Annotated in this window: 18 protein-coding genes; 10 read left to right on the forward strand and 8 right to left on the reverse strand. The window is 36.6% G+C overall.

The features are described 5' to 3' along the window. Positions 1 to 62 precede the first annotated feature (62 nt). Positions 63 to 758 (forward strand): YjjG family noncanonical pyrimidine nucleotidase, encoded by a 696-nt coding sequence (locus tag AC52CF_RS00550; protein ID WP_375181678.1) that lies wholly within the window; start codon positions 63 to 65, stop codon positions 756 to 758. A gap of 54 nt (positions 759 to 812) precedes the next feature. Here the strand turns inward: AC52CF_RS00550 and trpS are convergent, their stop codons facing one another. From trpS to ileS, 7 genes are all read right to left on the reverse strand, one after another. Next, on the reverse strand, positions 813 to 1781 hold the full coding sequence (trpS, locus tag AC52CF_RS00555; RefSeq protein ID WP_375182212.1) for a tryptophan--tRNA ligase: 969 nt from the start codon (positions 1779 to 1781) through the stop codon (positions 813 to 815). Positions 1782 to 2102: 321 nt separating this feature from the next. Continuing rightward, the gene (locus AC52CF_RS00560; protein WP_375182210.1) at positions 2103 to 2747 is read right to left on the reverse strand and encodes a SanA/YdcF family protein; all 645 of its coding nucleotides are present in this window, start codon (positions 2745 to 2747) and stop codon (positions 2103 to 2105) included. 15 nt (positions 2748 to 2762) lie between these two features. After that, positions 2763 to 3401: a lipoprotein signal peptidase gene (locus tag AC52CF_RS00565; protein ID WP_235131598.1), complete on the reverse strand. Its 639-nt coding sequence runs from the start codon at positions 3399 to 3401 to the stop codon at positions 2763 to 2765. Next, positions 3401 to 3592 carry a DUF2683 family protein gene (locus AC52CF_RS00570; protein WP_235131599.1) on the reverse strand — a complete coding sequence of 64 codons (192 nt, stop codon included), beginning with the start codon at positions 3590 to 3592 and terminating at the stop codon, positions 3401 to 3403. Before AC52CF_RS00570 ends, AC52CF_RS00565 begins: the two co-directional genes overlap by 1 nt. 18 nt (positions 3593 to 3610) lie before the next feature. Then, on the reverse strand, positions 3611 to 3856 hold the full coding sequence (locus tag AC52CF_RS00575) for a DUF6576 domain-containing protein (RefSeq protein WP_375182209.1): 246 nt from the start codon (positions 3854 to 3856) through the stop codon (positions 3611 to 3613). A gap of 81 nt (positions 3857 to 3937) precedes the next feature. After that, positions 3938 to 4318: a TraR/DksA family transcriptional regulator gene (locus tag AC52CF_RS00580; protein ID WP_050019754.1), complete on the reverse strand. Its 381-nt coding sequence runs from the start codon at positions 4316 to 4318 to the stop codon at positions 3938 to 3940. Between the two features lie 59 nt (positions 4319 to 4377). Beyond that, complete coding sequence (ileS, locus tag AC52CF_RS00585) at positions 4378 to 7767, reverse strand: isoleucine--tRNA ligase (RefSeq protein WP_375191032.1); 3390 nt, start codon at positions 7765 to 7767, stop codon at positions 4378 to 4380. 562 nt (positions 7768 to 8329) lie between these two features. Between ileS and flxY the strand changes: the two genes are divergently transcribed. Then, positions 8330 to 9625 (forward strand): flexirubin biosynthesis putative acyl-CoA ligase FlxY, encoded by a 1296-nt coding sequence (gene flxY / locus AC52CF_RS00590; protein ID WP_214587535.1) that lies wholly within the window; start codon positions 8330 to 8332, stop codon positions 9623 to 9625. Between the two features lie 72 nt (positions 9626 to 9697). Then, positions 9698 to 10264 carry an SHOCT domain-containing protein gene (locus AC52CF_RS00595; protein WP_214587534.1) on the forward strand — a complete coding sequence of 189 codons (567 nt, stop codon included), beginning with the start codon at positions 9698 to 9700 and terminating at the stop codon, positions 10262 to 10264. A 56-nt stretch (positions 10265 to 10320) separates the two neighbouring features. Here AC52CF_RS00595 and AC52CF_RS00600 read toward each other — a convergent pair whose 3' ends face one another. Beyond that, the gene (locus tag AC52CF_RS00600; protein ID WP_375181033.1) at positions 10321 to 11565 is read right to left on the reverse strand and encodes an NAD(P)/FAD-dependent oxidoreductase; all 1245 of its coding nucleotides are present in this window, start codon (positions 11563 to 11565) and stop codon (positions 10321 to 10323) included. A 99-nt stretch (positions 11566 to 11664) separates the two neighbouring features. Between AC52CF_RS00600 and flxA the strand changes: the two genes are divergently transcribed. From flxA to AC52CF_RS00635, 7 genes are all read left to right on the forward strand, one after another. Continuing rightward, positions 11665 to 13185: a flexirubin biosynthesis tyrosine ammonia-lyase FlxA gene (gene flxA / locus AC52CF_RS00605; protein ID WP_375181032.1), complete on the forward strand. Its 1521-nt coding sequence runs from the start codon at positions 11665 to 11667 to the stop codon at positions 13183 to 13185. Positions 13186 to 13260: 75 nt separating this feature from the next. Next, positions 13261 to 13992 carry a flexirubin biosynthesis SDR family reductase FlxB gene (gene flxB / locus AC52CF_RS00610; RefSeq protein ID WP_076396267.1) on the forward strand — a complete coding sequence of 244 codons (732 nt, stop codon included), beginning with the start codon at positions 13261 to 13263 and terminating at the stop codon, positions 13990 to 13992. A gap of 74 nt (positions 13993 to 14066) precedes the next feature. Then, positions 14067 to 15287 carry a beta-ketoacyl-[acyl-carrier-protein] synthase family protein gene (locus AC52CF_RS00615; protein WP_290265876.1) on the forward strand — a complete coding sequence of 407 codons (1221 nt, stop codon included), beginning with the start codon at positions 14067 to 14069 and terminating at the stop codon, positions 15285 to 15287. Positions 15288 to 15291: 4 nt separating this feature from the next. Continuing rightward, positions 15292 to 15546, forward strand: coding sequence for an acyl carrier protein (locus tag AC52CF_RS00620; RefSeq protein ID WP_235131609.1), 255 nt, complete (start codon positions 15292 to 15294; stop codon positions 15544 to 15546). 34 nt (positions 15547 to 15580) lie between these two features. Further along, positions 15581 to 16465 carry a lysophospholipid acyltransferase family protein gene (locus AC52CF_RS00625; protein WP_290265871.1) on the forward strand — a complete coding sequence of 295 codons (885 nt, stop codon included), beginning with the start codon at positions 15581 to 15583 and terminating at the stop codon, positions 16463 to 16465. A 246-nt stretch (positions 16466 to 16711) separates the two neighbouring features. Beyond that, complete coding sequence (locus AC52CF_RS00630) at positions 16712 to 18250, forward strand: phytoene desaturase family protein (protein ID WP_214587528.1); 1539 nt, start codon at positions 16712 to 16714, stop codon at positions 18248 to 18250. Then, on the forward strand, positions 18240 to 20033 hold the full coding sequence (locus AC52CF_RS00635; protein ID WP_250902060.1) for a C45 family autoproteolytic acyltransferase/hydrolase: 1794 nt from the start codon (positions 18240 to 18242) through the stop codon (positions 20031 to 20033). Before AC52CF_RS00630 ends, AC52CF_RS00635 begins: the two co-directional genes overlap by 11 nt. Positions 20034 to 20036: the final 3 nt, after the last annotated feature.

The following is a 20036-nucleotide window of genomic DNA, read 5'->3' on the forward strand; positions in this document are numbered from 1 at the left end:
GTGAAAGCCAAAGGCAAGAATTATCCTGTATCCAAAAATTAAAATTATTAATTTTGTGCTGTATGAAAATTCAGCACATTTTTTTTGATCTTGATAATACACTTTGGGATCATCGCCGCAATGCGTATTTAACGATAAAAGATCTTTTTGAGAAGGAAGAAATCGGGTTAAAGTACAATATCATGTTTGAAGAATTCCATTCTGTTTATCATGAAATTAATGAAAAACTCTGGGAAGATATCCGCGATGGAATTATCGATAAAGAATATCTCAGGAAACACCGTTTTTACGATACCTTTAACCATTTTGGGGTTGATGATCCGGAATTGTCGATGTATTTTGAAGAACATTTTTTAGATAAAATTCTCAATTATAATGAGCTGGTAGAAGGAGCAGAATATATTCTGGAATATCTTAAAGTAAAAAGTTACACACTGCATATTATTTCAAATGGGTTCAAAGAAGTTACGGAGAGAAAGTGTATTTTGTCCGGAATTGACAGGTATTTTCAGACCATCACAAGCGCAGATACAGTTGGTGTAAGAAAGCCACGTCCCGAAATTTTTGAATACTCCCTGAACCTTTCAGATGCCACAAAAGAAAACAGTATTTTAATTGGCGATGATTGGGTTGCAGATGTTGTCGGTGCTCAGAATTTTGGTATGGATGTGATTTTCTTTGATGTTTTTAAGGAAAACAAATCTGAAGAAGGCTTGAAAGTGATTACGCATCTTTTGCAGATTAAAGAGTATTTATAAGAGTTTCGGCGGCACCGAAGGTGCCGCCGAAACCATATCTTAAAGCTCAGTACATTAAATTCCCAAACTTTCTCTCACTCTTTTCATCGTTTCCGTAGCAATCACTCTCGTTTTTGCTGCACCTTCCTGAAGTTTTGCTTCAAGTTCCTCAAGATTGTTCATATAATAAGAAAAAAGTTTTCTTTCTTTTTCAAATCTTGTTAAAATAAGATCCAGAAGTTCTTTTTTCGCATGACCATAACCAAAGTTTCCGGCTAAATATTTCGCTCTCAGTTCCTCAGTCTGTTCCGGAGTAGCAATTAACTGATAGATGGCAAACGTTTTATCCGTTTCCGGATCTTTTGGCTCTTCAAGTGTCTTAGAGTCAGATTCAATGCTCATCACCTGCTTTTTCAGTTCCTTTTCAGGCAGGAAAATATTGATGATATTTCCTCGCGATTTAGACATTTTGTGTCCGTCAACTCCGGGAACATACTTTGTATTTTCCTGAAGTTCAGATTGAGGCAAAACAAAAACTTCACCCATCTGATTATTAAATCTGGAAGCGACATCACGCGCAATTTCCAAATGCTGAAGCTGGTCTTTTCCTACCGGAACAATTTCCGCATCGTATAACAAAATATCTGCAGCCATTAAAATAGGGTACGTAAACAAACCGGCATTCACATCCTGCAAACGGTCTGCTTTATCCTTAAATGAATGCGCCAAAGTTAATCTCTGATAAGGAAAAAAACATGATAAATGCCAAGAAAGTTCACAGGTTTCAGGGATGTCGCTCTGTCTGTAAAAAAATGTTTTTTCGGTATCTAATCCACAAGCAAGCCAAGCCGCAGCAATCTCGTAGGTATTCTGTTTCAGTTCTTTCGCGTCTTTAATCTGCGTTAAAGAATGCAGATTCGCGATGAATAAAAATGATTCGTTTCCTTCCTGTTTCGATAATTCTATCGCAGGAATAATTGCACCCAACAAGTTTCCCAAGTGAGGTGTTCCGGTGGCTTGAATGCCGGTAAGAATTCTTGACATTGTTTAAAATTTATATTTAAAAATTAATGAACTGCAAATTTAATTAATTCTCTCACAGATTCCATGGATTTACAGAGATGTTTATATTTTATTGTTTGTGGTATTCGTGAAAACATTAACGTTATTTGTGTTTGGAAAATTTAAACGCAAAGATTTTATTCAAAAGCTATTATTTTTAGAAGGCAAAGCAAATAAATTTGCTGCGCGAAGCTTGAAAACGGAGCTTCATCAAATCAACTTGTTGATGATTTTTTGCACACTTAAAAAAGTAATTATTATCCACTTAAAAACTTTGCGTTAAAAATCTGCAAGAAAAAAATATTAAGGAATCAAAACCTTATCCCCTCCAAACTTCGGCTCTACACCCAAAATTAAATCCAGATACGCTTTTGCTTTCGCAAAATATTCTCTCAGATTCGTCTTCAGGCCTGCATACTTGTTCACATCGGGAGCATTGTAGCCGAAAGCTTCCATTCCGTTTTGTTTGGCTAAGAATACCGCCCTTTCATTATGGAATTTCTGTGAAACAATGATTAATTGATTTTGCCCGAAAATCTCCTTCGCGCGTACAACAGAATCCAGTGTTCTGAAACCGGCAAAATCAAGAAAAATATTATCCTTTGGAACTCCGTATTCCATCAAAGCCATTTGCATATCTTCAGGTTCATTATAGTTTTTCTGGCTGTTATCACCGCTTAGAATAATGTATTTCGCCTTTCCGCTTTTATACAGATCGGCTGCAGCCTGAATTCGGTTATAAAAATAGGCATTAGGTTTTCCGTTACTCAGTGTTTTTCCTGTTCCCAGAAGTAGTGCCGTTTTCATTTTAGGAACTTCTGAGATTTTATAAGAAATATGGGCTTCGCTGTCTTTTTTAATGCTGTAATTCGCCCAGGCAATAAAAATAATTCCTGCCACAAAAAGAAGCAGGAAAATTTTAAAAATGTTTTTAATTAATTTTTTCATCAACAGTATATTCTTTTAAAATTCCAGACCGTTCGGAAATGCTTTTTTTCTGAAAATCAATAATAAAGCAGCTCCCACTGTAATCGCCGAATCGGCTACGTTGAAAATATATTTAAAAAATTCTATATGTTTTCCTCCGATTAAAGGCCAGCTTTCAGGAACATTCCAGTCCACCAGCGGAAAATGCAGCATATCGACCACGCAGCCTTTCATGAACGTAGAGTATCCTTCCCCGAAACTGGTGAATTTCGAAATTCCTCCGTATCCGATCCATCTGTTGATGCTCTCATCATAAACCGTTCCGCTGTCAAAAATAAGTCCGTAAAACATTCCGTCTATTAAATTTCCGATTGCTCCCGCAAAAATCATTGCCATCGGTATCAGAAGATAGTTGGATTCTCCTTTCTGTAACCATTTTTTAAATAAATAGATCATTCCGCCGATCAGGATAATTCTTACCAGAACAAGAAAATATTTTCCGATAATACCTCCGAAATGCAGTCCGTAAGCCATTCCCGGATTTTCAACAAACGTTAATTTAAACCCCGGAAGCACAGAAATGCTGTCATCAAGATTAAAATGCGTTTTTACATAAATTTTTGAAGCCTGATCTATCAATAAAATAAGCAAGGTTACAAATGCTATCTTCTTCATTATAATCCTTTTGGTTTGTAAGGTTTTCCTATTTTTTCGTTCTTTTTCTCAACGATCTTTTTTACGGTTTTCTCGTTGTGATGGGTATTCTTGGTATGGAATTTTTCGAACTTAATGTTCATTTCTTTCAAAACACTTTTCAGGGCAGTAAGCTCCATTGCGTTTTTGGTGTGGACTATTATAGATTCCATTTTTTTTAAATTTAAATTTTACTTTTTAGACAGTTCATCGAGTCTTTTTCTGCCTTTTGCAGACAGGTCATTCACTCCGTTTTTTCCCATCTTACTCAGAAGACGGTCGATTTCTTTTTCCCTTTCCCGTTTATCAGAATTAAACTGATCGTCAATCGTGTAATTGCGTTTTTCATCCGGAAAGAACCTGTTTTTGATCCGGTCTCTGTTGAAAAATGCCAATACGACGGCAACGATAATTGCTAAAATTAATAATTCATTCATGGGTAGATATTAAAAATTAGGTTTATAAAGTATTCCTTGAAATACGATATAAACCCAAATTTATTGTAGCTAACCTTGTGGTTATTTCTGCATATTTTTCGCTTCGATGCTCAGCGTAGCATGAGGAACAGCCAACAGTCTTTCCTTCGGAATAAGTTTACCCGTTACTCTGCATACACCGTAAGTTTTGTTTTCAATTCTTATCAAAGCGTTCTTCAGGTCACGTACGAATTTTTCCTGTCTTCCGGCTAAAATAGAATTCTGTTCTTTACTTAACGTTTCAGCGCCTTCCTCAAATGCTTTGAAAGTAGGGGAAGTATCATCCGTCCCGTTATTCTGATCGTTGATAAAACTTTCTCTGATCAGTTGTAAATCTTTTTCAGCTTTTTCTATTTTTTCCTTAATAACTGCTTTAAATTCTTGTAAATCAGCATCACTGTATCTTACTCTTTCGTCTGACATGTTCGTTTCTCTTTTTTAATAAAATTATGAAATGGAATTTGAAAAACAATAACTATAAGTTAAATTTTTTCAACATTTATCTTAAAATTAACCTCATCTATTTCGATTTCGTTAAAATTTGAAAGTGAAGATACAATTTCTATTTTATTTGACAAGACTTCGGATGAAATATATTCTCCATTCTTCTTGATATCATCAATGAAAGGAGCATTTTCTTCCAGAGAGATGATAATTCTGTCCGTCAAATCGAAATCTTTCTCTTTTCGCAGATTCTGAACCCTGTTGATGAATTCTCTTGCGATACCTTCAGATTTTAATTCATCTGTTAGCGTCAAATCTAATGCCACAGTGGTTTTTCCGTCGGAAGTTACTGTCCATCCCGGAATATCTTTTGTTGAAATTTCAACATCTTCCGGTGTAATTTCGTAACCCTGCACATCAATTTTTCCTTCTTTTTCCAAAGTGGAGATCTGTTCTGCAGTGAAATTGGTAATTTCTCCACCCACCGTTTTCATGTCTTTTCCTAATTTGGGACCTAAAGCTTTGAAGTTCGGTTTGATCTGTTTTACAATTAAATGCGATGCTTCTTCAGCATTAATTAACTGTAATTCTTTAACGTTTACTTCCTGCTTAATTAAATCTGCAACCGCGGAAATCTGCTCTTCCGTTTTCTTATCCAAAACAGGAATCAATACTCTTTGAAGAGGCTGTCTTACTTTTAAACTTTCTGCACGTCTGATGGAAAGCACTAAACTCGTTATTGTTTGCGCCAAGTGCGTTTTTTCAACCAGATCTGCATCAATTAAACTTTCATCAGCAACAGGGAAATCTGTTAAGTGGATCGATTCCGCAGTTTCCTTTCCGGTTACTTTATTTAAATCCTGATACAACTGATCCATAAAGAATGGAGCGATTGGTGCAGATAATTTAGCAACCGTTTCAAGACACGTATATAAAGTCTGGTAAGCAGAAATTTTATCTTCTGAATAATCTCCTTTCCAGAAACGTCTTCTGCAAAGTCTTACGTACCAGTTAGATAAATTGTCATTCACGAAAGTATTGATCGCTCTTGCTACCCTTGTCGGTTCGTAATCTTCGTAGAATGATTTAACTTCTTTAATTAACAAATTCAGTTCAGAAAGAATCCATCGGTCGATTTCCGGTCTGTTCTCAACTTCTTTTTCAGAATAATTAAATCCATCCACATTCGCATACAGTGCAAAGAATGAATAGGTGTTGTATAACGTTCCGAAGAATTTTCTTCTCACTTCATCAATTCCTTCGATGTCGAATTTCAGGTTTTCCCAAGGATTCGCATTGGAAATCATGTACCAACGTGTTGCATCCGGACCGTAAACCGCTAAAGTTTCAAACGGATCCACTGCATTTCCTTTGGATTTTGACATTTTCAGCCCGTTTTTATCCAAAACAAGCCCGTTACTCATTACATTTTTATAAGCAACAGAATCAAAAACCGCTGTTCCGATTGCATGAAGCGTGTAGAACCAACCTCTTGTCTGGTCAACACCTTCCGCAATGAAATCTGCAGGGAACGCTTTATTATTATCAATTAATTCTTTATTTTCAAAAGGATAATGCAGCTGCGCATAAGGCATTGAACCGGAATCGAACCAAACGTCGATCAGATCGCTCTCACGCTTCATCGCTTTTCCTGAATCTGAAAGCAGAACGATTTTGTCTACAATATTTTTATGCAGATCCACAGACGCATAATTGTTCTCAGACATATCTCCGATGATGAAATCCTTAAACGGATTTTCAGTCATCAATCCTGCTTCTACAGATTTTTCAATCTCGTTGTATAATTCTTCTACAGATCCGATGATTTTTTCCTCCTTCAAGTCTTCTGTTCTCCAGATTGGCAAAGGAATTCCCCAATATCTTGAACGCGAAAGATTCCAGTCGTTTACATTCTCAAGCCAGTTCGCAAAACGTCCTTCTCCTGTAGATTTCGGCTTCCAGTTGATTTCTTTGTTTAAATCTACCAAACGGTCTTTTACAGCCGTCATTTTTACAAACCATGAATCCAGCGGATAATACAATACAGGCTTGTCTGTTCTCCAGCAATGCGGATAGCTGTGAACATATTTTTCTACTTTGAAGGCTTTATTTTCAGTTTTCAGCAAAATTGCCAGTTCCACATCCCATGATTTTTCGGGCGCAGTTCCTTCATCGTAATATTCGTTCTTGATGTATTTTCCTGAGAATAATTCAGGAACATTTTCTCCCTGAATAAACCTACCCTGTAAATCTACCAGAGGAACAAGATTATCATTTTCATCTTTTATCAACATAGGCGGAACTCCGGCTTCTTTTGCCGCTTTCGCATCATCCGCACCGAAAGTAGGCGCAATGTGAACAATACCTGTTCCGTCTTCCGTGGTTACAAAATCTCCTAAAATTACTCTGAAAGCTTTTTCAGATGTGTCGTTTGGCGTAAACCATGGAACCAACTGTTCGTATTGCGTTCCGGTTAATTTTTCTCCGGTAAATTCTTTTAAAATCTGGTAAGGAATGGTCTTGCTCTCCGAAGTATAATTTGCGAAGTCTTCATCAGTTCCTTCCGCATATTTTTTTCCGAAATTTTTATTCAGAAGAACTTTTGCCAGAACTACAGTTACCGGCTGAAAAGTATACTGGTTAAAAGTTTTAACCACAACATATTCAATATCTCTTCCTACAGCCAAAGCTGTATTGGAAGGCAAAGTCCATGGTGTTGTCGTCCATGCAAGAATATTTACATCTCCTTCAACATCATTAAACAGATCGGTAGATTCTTTTTTTACTTTAAACTGTGCAACAATCGTAGTATCCGAAACATCGTGATACGTTCCCGGCATATTTAACTCCGCAGAAGAAAGTCCGGTTCCTGCTTTTGGAGAATACGGCTGAATCGTGTAACCTTTATACAGCAAATCTTTGTTGTACAATTGTTTCAGAAGCCACCAAACCGTTTCCATGTATTTTGATTTGTACGTGATGTACGGATCATCAAGATCTACCCAATATCCGATTTTTTCAGTAAGGTTATTCCATACATCTGTATAACGCATTACCGCTTCACGACACGCTTTGTTGTAATCCTCAATCGAAATTTTTCTGCCAATATCTTCTTTAGTGATTCCTAATTCTTTTTCCACACCAAGCTCTACCGGAAGTCCGTGCGTATCCCAACCCGCTTTACGGAAAACCTGCTTTCCGTTCTGGGTCTGATAACGACAGAAAATATCCTTCAACGCTCTGGCCATTACGTGGTGAATTCCGGGCATACCGTTTGCTGAAGGCGGACCTTCATAAAACACAAACTCAGGTTGCCCCTCACGAATCTCAACACTCTTATTGAAAGTTTTATTCTGCTTCCAGAATTCTGCGATGTTCTCGGCTACGTCAATAAGGTTGAGGTTTTTGTACTCTTTAAATTGGCTCATTGTAATATATCAATATCGTTGATTAATTAAGTTGGCAAATTTACTAAAATTTGTCGGTTTATAATATATGTTTTATTTTGATATTTCCTATTAAAAACTTCTGTTTCAGAAAAATAAATGAAAAGATTAATTTTTTGTGAACAATCAGGGGTTGATTATAAACTTTTGAAGAGTTTTTTAAACACAGATAGCACGAATGTTTTCACAAATACTGCGGATTTCTTATGGGTGTTTATCGATAGGGGCGGGCTTTAGCCCGCTTCAATAGTAGTATTTCAAATTGGTTTTAACCGAAACTTACATTTTTGTTTATAAATTAAACGCAAAATTTATTTAATAAGCGATATTTCCAGGCTTCGCGAAGCAAATTATTTGCCTTTACCTTCTAAAATAAAAAAATACAGAACAGGAACTTTGCGTTAACACTTATCGCAAAATGCTTTTCAAGAATAATAAAAACAAGTCATCATCGAAATCTGCAGGAAAATAAATCTGCATAATCGGCAAAACCTGCGACAAATTAAAATAAACTAATAAATTTGTCCTTTAAAAATAAAAACCATTGGACTTTTATCCATCCATCGAAAGATCAGACATTCAGGAAATAAAAAAGTTTCAGGAGCAAAAACTTCAGGAGCTTTTGGCTTATCTTGAAACTTACTCGCCATTTTATCAAAGATTATTCAAAGACAGCAATATCAATATTGCTGATATTCAGACTTTGGAAGATTTGCAGAAAATTCCGAACACGACGAAGAACGATATTCAGCAGCATAATGATGATTTTTTCTGTGTGACTCCCGATAAAATTGTGGATTACAGTACGACTTCAGGAACACTGGGAGATCCTGTAACATTCGGATTGTCAGATAACGATCTTGAAAGATTAGCGTACAACGAAGCTATTTCCTTTGCGTGTGCAGGAATCAAAAAAGGAGATGTAGTACAGATGATTACCACGATCGATAAAAGATTTATGGCGGGACTTGCCTACTTTTTAGGGCTTAGAAAAATGGGAGCAAGCGTAGTAAGAATGGGACCGGGAATTCCCGAACTTCAATGGGATTCTATTTTCAGATACAAGCCGAAATATTTAATCACCGTTCCGTCTTTTTTGCTAAAAATGATCGATTATGCCGAAAAACACGGAATTGATTATAAAAATTCAAGTGTTCATGGAGCTGTGTGCATCGGAGAAAGTATCAAAAATCAGGATTTTACCGATAATATTCTTTCACAGAAAATTAAAGAAAAGTGGGATATTAAACTTTTCTCAACCTATGCTTCGACGGAAATGAGCACCGCTTTTACAGAGTGTGAAGAACAAGTTGGCGGACATCACCATCCGGAATTAATTATCACCGAAATTCTTGATGATGAAGGAAATCCCACGAAAGAAGGCGAAAGCGGAGAATTAACGATCACTACGTTGGGCGTTGAAGCGATTCCGTTGCTGAGATTTAAAACAGGAGATATTGTAAAAGCACATTATGAGCCGTGTAAATGCGGAAGAAATACGATGAGGTTGGGTCCTGTAATCGGACGAAAACAGCAGATGATCAAATACAAAGGAACCACATTATATCCGCCTGCGATGAATGATATTTTAAATGATTTCAATAAAATTCTCTGTTATCAGATTGTTATTCAGTCGAATGAAATCGGGTTGGATGAAATCATCATTAAAGTAAGCACAGACAGCGATTCCGAGAGTTTTGTAAATGAAGTAAGAGATCATTTCAGAGCAAAATTAAGAGTGAGTCCGAAAATTGAACTGGTAGATTTTGATGTTTTATCTAAAACGGTATTTAACCCGAACAGCAGAAAGCCGATTGTCTTTTTAGATTTACGAAACTAAAAATAACGGAGATTACGGGATGGCGTAAGGTTATCGCTTTCTTAGAAATTAAATTTGGGAAAAATTTTAAACATGAAAAAAATAATCTCAATTTTAATCTTTCTTTTTACATTGATCTGTCATGCTCAACATGAACCAAAGTTCGAAAATGATACTTTAACGACTTCAACAGGATTTAAAGTCTATGAAGGGCTTAGTATAAAAATAGGAACAGGCTCAATGAATGACGGGGATTTTAAGTTTATCAGGACAAATGCATCGTCACTTTTCAATTATTATTCAACAACAGGATATCAGGGATTGGCAAATCAGGCGAATTCATTTCGAAGAAGCAATTCAGGTCTTACTTTTAAAGTTAAAAAAATAATGACCAGAGGAAATAAGAAGAACGGATATGTGTATTATGCGAAAATCGGTCAAAGTTTAATTAACTATGAAATGGATGTTGAAAATGCAATTAAATCGGGTGAAATTGTTGTTCCCGAAGAATTTTTACCTAAAACAAAAAATCAGATTCAGGAAATTATAAAAGAATCAAAATACGATAAACTTAAAAAAATTAAAGAGCTGAAAGATTCAGGAGTTCTTTCCGAAGAAGAATTTCAAAAGGAGAAAGAAAGAATCATGAGCGAAAACTGATTTAGAAATCAATTATTCAAATAAACAAAAACGGTCTGAAAATCTCAGACCATTTTTTATGCTTGTTGCTTTTCTGTTTTAATAAATTCCGCCAGATTTTTAATCGCCGTATCATGAATTCTCACAAAAGTATTCTTCTTGTTCCAGACATAACCCGCCAAAACTGCACAGATTTTTCTTTTCACATCAGGATTTTCCGGCTGGTGAAAAAATAATTCCTGAAGATTTCCTGTGTACCATTCTTTTACATAGGTTGTGAAAACATCAACGCCGTACAGAATATAATCGGCAAATTCTTTTTGCCAGTCTACTTTTTCGCCGTTCAGTTGTCGTAAGGCTAATTTTGCTGCGGTCATTCCGCCTTCTGTGGCAAAAGCCATTCCTGAAGAGAAAACCGGATCTAAGAATTCCGAAGCATTTCCTGTTAAGGCAAATCCGTCTCCGAATAATTTTTTTACTGAGCACGAATAATCTTTCAGATGTTGAGGTTCAAAAAGAAAATCTACATCCCCGAAACGTTTTACATAATAATCCGAAAGGGAAATTGCTTTTCTCAAGGCTTCAGTTGTATCGCCGTTTTCAGAGAGTTTATCAATAAAATCGGTTGGTCCTACGATTCCTACGCTCGTGTTTCCGTTGGAGAAAGGAATTACCCAAAGCCAGACTTCCGTTTCGATAATATCAAAAGAAATCAGAGTTCCTTCCGTTCCTTCTTCCCGGTTAATATCTTTTACATGAGAGAAAATCGCAGAATGAGGAGAAAGTTTTGAAGGTTTTTCTAAATCTAAAAGTCTCGGTAAAACTCTTCCGTAACCGCTAGAATCAATCACAAATTTGGCATGAATTTCTTTTATTTCGCCGTTCTTATTTTTTACAGTCGTTACAGAATCTGTTCCGTTGAACTCAATGCCGATCACTTCCGTTTCGAATTCAAGGTCAATTCCTTTATTAATGACTTCCTGAGCTAAAACATTATCAAAATCAGCTCTCGGAACCTGCCACGTCCAGTCCCATCCTTCCCCGAATTTATTACTGAAATCAAAAATGCAGACCTCGTTGCCTCTTAAAAATCGGGCTCCCAGTTTCTTCTCAAAGCCCATTTTATCAAGAGCAGGAAACAGTCCGGCTTCATCAAAATGATCCATCACACGCGGAATCAGGCTTTCTCCAACAACCAGTCTCGGAAATTTTGTTTTTTCAACAACTTTCACGTTGACGTTGTTCTTCTTTAAGTATGAAGAAGATACGCAGCCAGACGGTCCGGCGCCGATTACAAGAACGTCAACAAATTCTTTGCTCATCTTTGATTTTTTATTTTAATAATAACTTCTATCTTTGCCGCAAAATTAATGACAATTAATTAATAATTACAAAATTATCTATTTATTACTTTTTAATTAATGAAAATAAATAACTTTTTAGAACTGAGTGACTTTAAGAAAGTCATCATCAACAATGAGAAAATAGAACTGGATGATACACTTCTTGCCAGAGTGGATGAGAGTTTTCAGTTTTTAAAAGAATTTTCAAAAAATAAAGTAATATATGGGGTGAACACGGGGTTCGGGCCGATGGCGCAGTTCAAGATCAGCGATGAAGATACCCATCAGCTTCAGTATAACTTAATCAGAAGCCATTCTTCGGGGATCGGAAATCCGCTTCCGGCAGACGAAGCAAAAGCCTGCATGCTGGCAAGACTGAATACCTTATCATTAGGAAAATCGGGCGTTCATCATTCTGTAGTAAATTTACTTAAAGAATTAATAAACAGAGATATTACGCCGCTTATTTTTGAACACGGTGGAGTTGGAGCAAGCGGAGATCTGGTTCAGTTGGCGCATCTTGCGTTGGTATTGATCGGGGAAGGAGAAGTTTACTACAAAGGAGAAAGAAAATCAACGAAAGAAGTTTTTGAAATTGAAAACTTACAGCCGATTCAGGTAGAAATCCGTGAAGGTTTAGCTTTGATGAACGGAACTTCCGTAATGTCCGGAATTGGAGTCGTTAATGCACATAAAGCGAATCAGTTAACTGATATTTCAATCAAATTATCTTGTGCAATCAATGAAATTGTTCAGGCGTACGACGATCATTTATCAGAAGTACTGAACGGAACCAAACTTCACGAAGGACAGCAGAAAATTGCAGAAAAAATGCGTGCTCATTTGTCTGACAGTCAATTGATCAGAAAAAGAGCCGATCATTTATATACTCACTTTGAAGAGCAGGAAAAAGTTTTCAAGGAAAAAGTTCAGGAATATTATTCTTTACGATGTGTTCCTCAGATTTTAGGACCTGTTCTCGATACGTTGGAATATACTGAGAAAGTATTGGAAAACGAGATCAATTCAGCGAACGATAATCCGATCATCAATGTAGAAGATCAGCATGTTTACCACGGCGGAAATTTCCACGGCGATTACATTTCCCTTGAAATGGATAAGCTGAAAATTGTAGTCACCAAATTAACAATGTTAGCGGAAAGACAATTAAATTATCTTTTAAATTCTAAAATCAACGAAATTTTGCCTCCGTTTGTCAATTTAGGTAAATTAGGATTCAATTTCGGGATGCAGGGTGTTCAGTTTACAGCAACTTCTACGACGGCAGAAAGCCAGATGTTATCAAACCCGATGTATGTTCACAGTATACCAAATAATAATGATAATCAGGATATTGTAAGCATGGGAACCAATGCTGCGGTAATTTGCAGAAAAGTAATCGAAAATGCTTTTGAAGTTTTGACAATTGAAGCGATTACCATTGTTCAGGCAATAGAATATCTTGGTTTTCAGGATAAAATTTCATCAGCAACCAAAGAATTGTACGATGAAATAAGAAAGATTATTCCTGCGTTTTCTGATGATATGGTGATGTATCCTTATCTGGAAGAAGTGAAGAAATATTTAAAGGCAATGTAATTTTTTAAGGAAATTAATTGTCTTACTTAAGGAAAGAAAATATACATAAAAAAACTAAAACTACATAAGCAACACATGAAATGTGCAATCGTCACAGGAGGCTCAAGAGGAATCGGAAGAGCCATCTGTATAAAACTGGCTGAAGAAAAAAACTATCATATCTTAATCAACTACACTTCAAACGAAGCGGCAGCTAAAGAAACGCTGGCTAAAGTGGAAGAACTGGGATCTACCGGAGAAATTTTGAAATTTGATGTAGGAAATGCCGAAGAAACCCAAAAAGTTTTAACAGAATGGCAGGAAAATAATCCTAAATCCGTTGTTGAGGTGATCGTAAACAATGCCGGAATTACAAGAGACGGATTGTTCATGTGGATGCCGAGTGAAGACTGGAACGCGGTGATTAACACCAGTTTAAATGGCTTTTTCAACGTAACGAATTTCTTTATTCAGAAACTGTTGCGCAATAAATACGGCAGAATCATCAATATGGTTTCTGTTTCCGGAGTAAAAGGAACGGCAGGACAGACCAATTATTCTGCGGCGAAAGGAGCTTTGGTAGGAGCTACAAAAGCGCTGGCTCAGGAAGTGGCGAAAAGAAACATCACCGTAAACGCGGTTGCACCGGGATTCATAAAAACAGATATGACGCAGGAATTTAATGAAGACGAATTAAAAGCAATGATTCCTGCAAACCGATTCGGGGAAGCAGAAGAAGTGGCAGATTTAGTCGCATTTTTAGCGTCTAAAAAGTCATCGTACATTACTGGCGAAGTCATCAATATTAACGGAGGAATCTACTCATAAAATCAGGTGGCAGATAAAAGGAAGCAGTTGTGAGCTGCAACCTAAAACCTAAAACCTAAAACCTTGAACATTACATGGAAAATAGGGTTGTCATTACCGGAATGGGAATTTATTCCTGCATCGGAACTTCTTTGGAAGAAGTGAAAGAATCTTTATTTCAGGGAAAATCCGGAATTCATTTAGTAGACGAAAGAAAAGAATTTGGTTTCAGATCGGGATTAACAGGTGTGGTTCCGAAGCCTGATCTCAAAAATCTTCTCGGCCGCAGACAGCGCGTAAGCATGGGTGAAGAAAGCGAATATGCCTACATCGCAACGCTTGATGCTTTACAACAGGCGAATATAGACCAAGATTTTTTAGATAAGAACGAAGTCGGAATTTTATACGGAAACGACAGTGTTTCCAAGGCGGTGGTAGAATCTATCGATATTGCGAGAGAGAAAAAAGATACAACGTTAATGGGTTCAGGAGCTATCTTTAAATCCATGAACTCTACGGTTACCATGAACCTTTCGACTATTTTTAAACTGAGAGGGATCAATTTAACCATCAGTGCAGCCTGCGCAAGCGGATCTCACTCTTTGGGACTGGCTTACATGATGATTAAAAACGGTTTTCAGGAGATGATTATTTGCGGAGGAGCACAGGAAACCAATAAATATTCAATGGCGAGTTTTGACGGTTTGGGCGTTTTTTCAGTACGCGAAAATGAGCCCACAAAAGCATCAAGACCTTTTGATAAAGACAGAGACGGATTAATTCCGAGTGGAGGAGCAGCAACTTTAATTGTTGAAAGCTTAGAATCTGCCCAAAAAAGAGGAGCCAATATCATCGCAGAAATTGTCGGGTATGGTTTTTCTTCCAACGGAGGACACATTTCCACCCCAAATGTAGACGGGCCTGCTTTAGCAATGGATAGGGCTTTAAAACAATCCGGATTATCGGCAAAAGATATCGATTATATTAATGCTCATGCAACGTCCACACCAATTGGTGACGCCAATGAAGCAAAAGCCATTTACGAAATTTTCGGAAGCGAAGTTCCTGTGAGTTCCACAAAATCAATGACCGGTCATGAATGCTGGATGGCAGGTGCGAGTGAAGTTATTTATTCTATTCTGATGATGCAGAACGATTTTGTAGCCCCGAATATCAATCTGGAAAATCCTGATGATGAGGCGAAAAGGATAAATTTGGTTGCTGAAACAAAAAGTCAAAAAATTGATGTATTTTTGTCGAATTCTTTCGGATTTGGGGGAACCAACTCCGCATTAATTGTTAAAAAATTTAATTAAAAACATGGAAAGGGAAAAAATTGTTGCTGTTGCCAACGACTTTTTAATCAACGAATTTGAAGTAGACGGCGATGAAATAAGCAATGATGCAAACTTTAAAAAAACGTTAGGATTAGACAGCTTAGATTATATTGATCTTGTGGTAGTTATCGAATCTAATTTCGGAGTGAAATTAGGCGAAGCAGACTTCAAAAACATCGTTACTTTTGACGATTTCTATACCGTGATCGAAAACAAGATTACTGAAAAAAGCCTATAATTGATTTAGCTTCTTTGCGTTAAGAACAAAAAATATGAACAAATGGAAAGGTAAATCTAAAGGGACGATTCTGGGCTATAAAATTTTCGTCTGGTGCATTAGAAATATCGGAATCAGAAGTTCATATGTGGTGCTTTACTTTGTTGCGTTCTATTATTTTTTGTTCGAAAAAAACAGCAACAAGTACTACCGTTATTATTTTTCAGAAAGACTGAAGTATGGCTTCTGGAAAACAAAAATTTCTTTATTCAAAAGCTATTTCACTTTCGGAACCGTGCTTATTGATAAAACTGCTATTTCAGCAGGACTACGTGATAAATATACCTACGAATTTGATGGCATCGAAAACCTCAGAAACCTTTTAGCAGAAAAAAAAGGCGGCGTTCTCATCAGTGCGCACATCGGGAATTTTGAAATTGCCGAACATTTCTTTGCCGATATCGATTTCGACTGTCAGATTAACTTAGTAACAACAGATCAGGAAGTTACAGTCATTAAAGAATACCTTGAAAGTGTTTCCGTAAAAGCGAGCAGCATTAAATTTATTTACGTGAAAGAAGATATGTCCCATATTTTCGACATCAATGAAGCCTTGTCTAAAAACGAGCTCATTTGCTTTACCGGAGACCGTTATTTTGAAGGATCTAAATTTTTAGAGGGCGAATTGCTGGGTAAAACAGCGAAATTTCCTGCAGGACCTTTTCTCATTGCTTCCAGATTAGGCGTTCCGGTCGTGTATGTGTATGTGATGAAAGAAAAAAATCTGCATTATCATTTGTACGCAAGAGTTGCCCAAAACGTCAAAAAACGCGATGCACAGGGACTCTTGAACTCTTACACCCAAAATCTCGAATCCATGATCAAAAAATATCCGCTCCAATGGTTCAATTATTTTGATTTTTGGGACGATATTAATTAAATTTCCTACTTTTACCTTCAGAAAACTAATATTTAACTCAAACATTAAATGATTTAGAGATTTAAAATAAAGTCCTGAGTTTCCTTTTATCTTTGCTGAGTGTTAACGCCTTTGCCTCAATTTTATGATTGATTCATTGGATTCGGCGAAACTTCGTTTTGCGAACCTAAAAACAGGAAGCGATTAAGAAAAATCTTTGTGGGCTTTGCGTTTTAAAATTCAAAATCATTAAAGACACTTTCCTCCTTGAAAAAAACGTTCGACATACTCGTAATCGGCAGCGGATTGGGCGGTCTTGTTTCTGCGCTTGTTCTGGCGAAGGAAGGCTTAAAGGTATGTGTTCTGGAGAAAAACAACCAGTACGGCGGAAATTTACAGACCTTTTCCCGCGACAAACTCATTTTCGATACCGGAGTTCATTATCTCGGCGGACTTTCCGAAGGGCAGAACCTTCATCAGTATTTTTCCTATCTGGAAATTATGAACGAACTCCAGCTTCATAAGATGGATGAGAACGGCTACGACAAAATTACTTTCGGAGACGATGAAACCGAATATCCTCACGCACAAGGCTACAGGAATTTTGTTGAACAGTTATCAAAATACTTTCCTGAAGAAAAAGACAATTTAGAAGACTATTGTGAAGAAATTCAGAGAGTTTGCAGTCAGTTTCCCAGATATAATCTTGTGGGAAAAGACAATTATAACGAGGAAATTCTTCACTTAAATACCAAAAGATTTATTGAATCTTTAACCTCGAATAAACAGCTCCAGTCCGTTTTATTGGGTTCTAATTTTTTATACGCAGGAGATTCTGAAAACGTTCCGTTTTACGTTCATGCACTTACTGTAAATTCTTATATTCAAAGTGCTTACAAATGCATAAAAGGAGGAAGCCAGATTTCAAAACTTCTGATTCGCAGGCTTCGTGAATATGGAGCGGAAGTACACAAACATGCTGAAGTTTCCGAATTTATTTTTAATGAAAACAATATTTTATCAGGAGTAAAAACTTCAGGAGGAAAAGGATATTTTGCAAAAAAATTCATTTCAAATATTGAAATTCGTACAACCCTGAAACTTCTTGGTGAAGAAAGGCTTAAAAAATCATTCATCAACAGAATTATAAGCTGGGAACCGGTTCCGTCATGTTTCAGTGTTTATCTCGTGATGAAACCGCAATCTTTTAAGAATTTTAATTATAATATTTACCATTTTACCAATGAGGAAATGGTCTGGAATGCCCATCGTTATCAAAAAGAAAAATGGCCTGAAACGTATATGCTTTCTTCCACAGAATCAAGAAATAATCCCGGTTTCGCAGAAAGTCTTACTGCTATTTCCTACATGGATTTTCAGGAAGTGGAAGCATGGAAAGAAACCTTTAACACTGTTGCAGACGAAAACGAAAGAGGAGCATTGTATGAAAAATTTAAGCTGGAAAAAGCTGAAAAAATGATCGACGCTTTAGAAAAGAAATTCCCTGATTTAAGAAAATCGGTTAAGCGTTTTTATACGTCTTCACCATTATCTTATCGCGATTATATCGGAAGTTTTAACGGAAATATGTACGGCTACATGAAAAGTTCCGAAAATCCTCTGAAAACAATGGTTTCTCCACGCACGAAAATCGACAATCTCTTTCTTACGGGACAATCCGTCAATATGCACGGAATTTTGGGCTGTACGATCGGCGCATTCAATACCTGCGCAGAAATTCTCGGAAAAGAGCTTATTGATGAAAGATTAACACAACTGATTAATAAAAATAAAGGTGAAAAATAGCGAAAATGATATACCGTTTGTTGTCATCCGGAACGAAATGAAATGGAGTGAAAAATCTAAATTGTTTTTTTTGAGATTCTTGCTTCGTCAGAATGACAAGATTCAATGTTTTCGAAGTAGCGGATCTCTAATCTTAATTTTTCTCAGTCTAAACCTTATCCTTTTCCTCAACTCTTGCGGAATAAGAAAATCCATCAAACATATTCCCGATGTAAAACAATATTCGCTTGATGTTCCGAAGGTTAACAAAATAAACGATTCCACTTTTAGTTTTAATCAGAATTATTTAACAAAAAATAAGCAGCAGATCTGGGAACTGTATATTCAGGGAAATCCTCTGCAATTAGGTTACAATAACGGAGCTTTAACCCAAAATCTGATGCAGAAACAGGAAGAAATTTTCTTTTCCAAAATTGAAGGATTTGTCCCGTCAAAGTTTAAACAAAATTTACTGAGAGGTTTCCTGAAATGGTATAACCGTAAAATGTATCTCAATGTAAGGGAGAATTTTCAGGCAGAAATCTACGGAATGTCTCAATATTCTTCGGACAAATATAATTTTATCGCACCAAAGTTTCTGCGAAGTATGTATCTCCACGGTGCGCACGACATTGGTCATGCCATGCAGGATTTAATGATGGTGGGCTGTACTTCTCTTGCGGTCTGGAATGAAAATACAGAAGACGGAGATCTGCTTATTGGAAGAAATTTCGACTTTTACGTGGGAGACGATTTTGCTAAAAATAAAATCATTGAATTCGTTCAGCCCGAAGACGGAATCCCTTATCTTTCTGTGACTTGGGCAGGAATGATCGGTGTAGTTTCAGGGATGAACAAAGAAGGGATTACCGTTACCATTAATGCCGGAAAATCTAAAATTCCATTGACCGCAAAAACACCGATTTCTCTGGTGACAAGAGAAATTTTACAATATGCCAGAACCATTGATGAAGCAATTGCCATTGCCAAAAAGAGAAAAGTCTTCGTCTCGGAATCTATTCTGGTCGGAAGCGCGAATGATAAGAATGCAGTAATTATTGAGGTTTCTCCGGATAATTTTGGTGTTTACAAAGTGAAAAATACGAGCCGTGTTTTATGTACCAATCATTTTCAATCAGAGGCTTATAAAAATGATAAAAGAAATCTGGAACATATTGCGGAAAGTCATTCAGAATACCGCTACGAAAAGCTGCAGGAATTTTTAGCAGAAAATAAAAAGCTGAATCCCGAAAAAATGGCTGTGATTTTAAGAGACAAATCCGGCTTGAAAGGAGAGAAGATAGGGTTTGGAAACGAAAAAGCCATCAATCAGCTTATTGCGCATCATGCTGTAATTTTTTCACCACAGAAAAAATTAGTCTGGGTTTCTGCGAATCCTTATCAGTTAGGAGAATTTGTCTGTTATGATCTGAATGAAATTTTTTCGGATAAAAGATTAAAAAGTGGTGCGTTTGCAAAATCTGAACTGAATATTGCAAAAGATCCTTTTCTCGACTCTCCGGAATTTAAAAATTACGAACAGTACAAAATGATGAGTGGAGAAGTAGAAAAGGGAATTGAAGGAGATGTTTTGCTTACCGACGATTTTCTGCCCCATTATCAATCTTTAAATCCTGATTTCTGGCTCGTTTATTTTCAGGCAGGAAAATATTATTTTAGCAAGAAAGAATATGCCAAAGCAAAAACAGAATTTGAAAAGGCTTTAACCAAAGAAATTACCACCGTTCCGGATAGAAAAAATGTGGAAAAATATCTGAGAAAAACAGTGAAAAAACTGAAATAAGGA

Source organism: Chryseobacterium sp. 2P, from assembly GCF_059579425.1.

Bases quoted from the DNA above. Each gene is read 5' to 3' on its own strand.
- flxA (WP_375181032.1), top strand. From the start codon at position 11,665: ATGAAAATAAATAACTTTTTAGAACTGAGTGACTTTAAGAAAGTCATC.
- AC52CF_RS00580 (WP_050019754.1), bottom strand. From the start codon at position 4,318: ATGTCAGACGAAAGAGTAAGATACAGTGATGCTGATTTACAAGAATTT.
- AC52CF_RS00625 (WP_290265871.1), top strand. From the start codon at position 15,581: ATGAACAAATGGAAAGGTAAATCTAAAGGGACGATTCTGGGCTATAAA.
- trpS (WP_375182212.1), bottom strand. From the start codon at position 1,781: ATGTCAAGAATTCTTACCGGCATTCAAGCCACCGGAACACCTCACTTG.
- AC52CF_RS00575 (WP_375182209.1), bottom strand. From the start codon at position 3,856: ATGAATGAATTATTAATTTTAGCAATTATCGTTGCCGTCGTATTGGCA.
- AC52CF_RS00565 (WP_235131598.1), bottom strand. From the start codon at position 3,401: ATGAAGAAGATAGCATTTGTAACCTTGCTTATTTTATTGATAGATCAG.
- ileS (WP_375191032.1), bottom strand. From the start codon at position 7,767: ATGAGCCAATTTAAAGAGTACAAAAACCTCAACCTTATTGACGTAGCC.
- AC52CF_RS00620 (WP_235131609.1), top strand. From the start codon at position 15,292: ATGGAAAGGGAAAAAATTGTTGCTGTTGCCAACGACTTTTTAATCAAC.
- AC52CF_RS00595 (WP_214587534.1), top strand. From the start codon at position 9,698: ATGAAAAAAATAATCTCAATTTTAATCTTTCTTTTTACATTGATCTGT.
- AC52CF_RS00570 (WP_235131599.1), bottom strand. From the start codon at position 3,592: ATGGAATCTATAATAGTCCACACCAAAAACGCAATGGAGCTTACTGCC.
- AC52CF_RS00550 (WP_375181678.1), top strand. From the start codon at position 63: ATGAAAATTCAGCACATTTTTTTTGATCTTGATAATACACTTTGGGAT.
- AC52CF_RS00615 (WP_290265876.1), top strand. From the start codon at position 14,067: ATGGAAAATAGGGTTGTCATTACCGGAATGGGAATTTATTCCTGCATC.
- AC52CF_RS00600 (WP_375181033.1), bottom strand. From the start codon at position 11,565: ATGAGCAAAGAATTTGTTGACGTTCTTGTAATCGGCGCCGGACCGTCT.
- flxB (WP_076396267.1), top strand. From the start codon at position 13,261: ATGAAATGTGCAATCGTCACAGGAGGCTCAAGAGGAATCGGAAGAGCC.
- AC52CF_RS00560 (WP_375182210.1), bottom strand. From the start codon at position 2,747: ATGAAAAAATTAATTAAAAACATTTTTAAAATTTTCCTGCTTCTTTTT.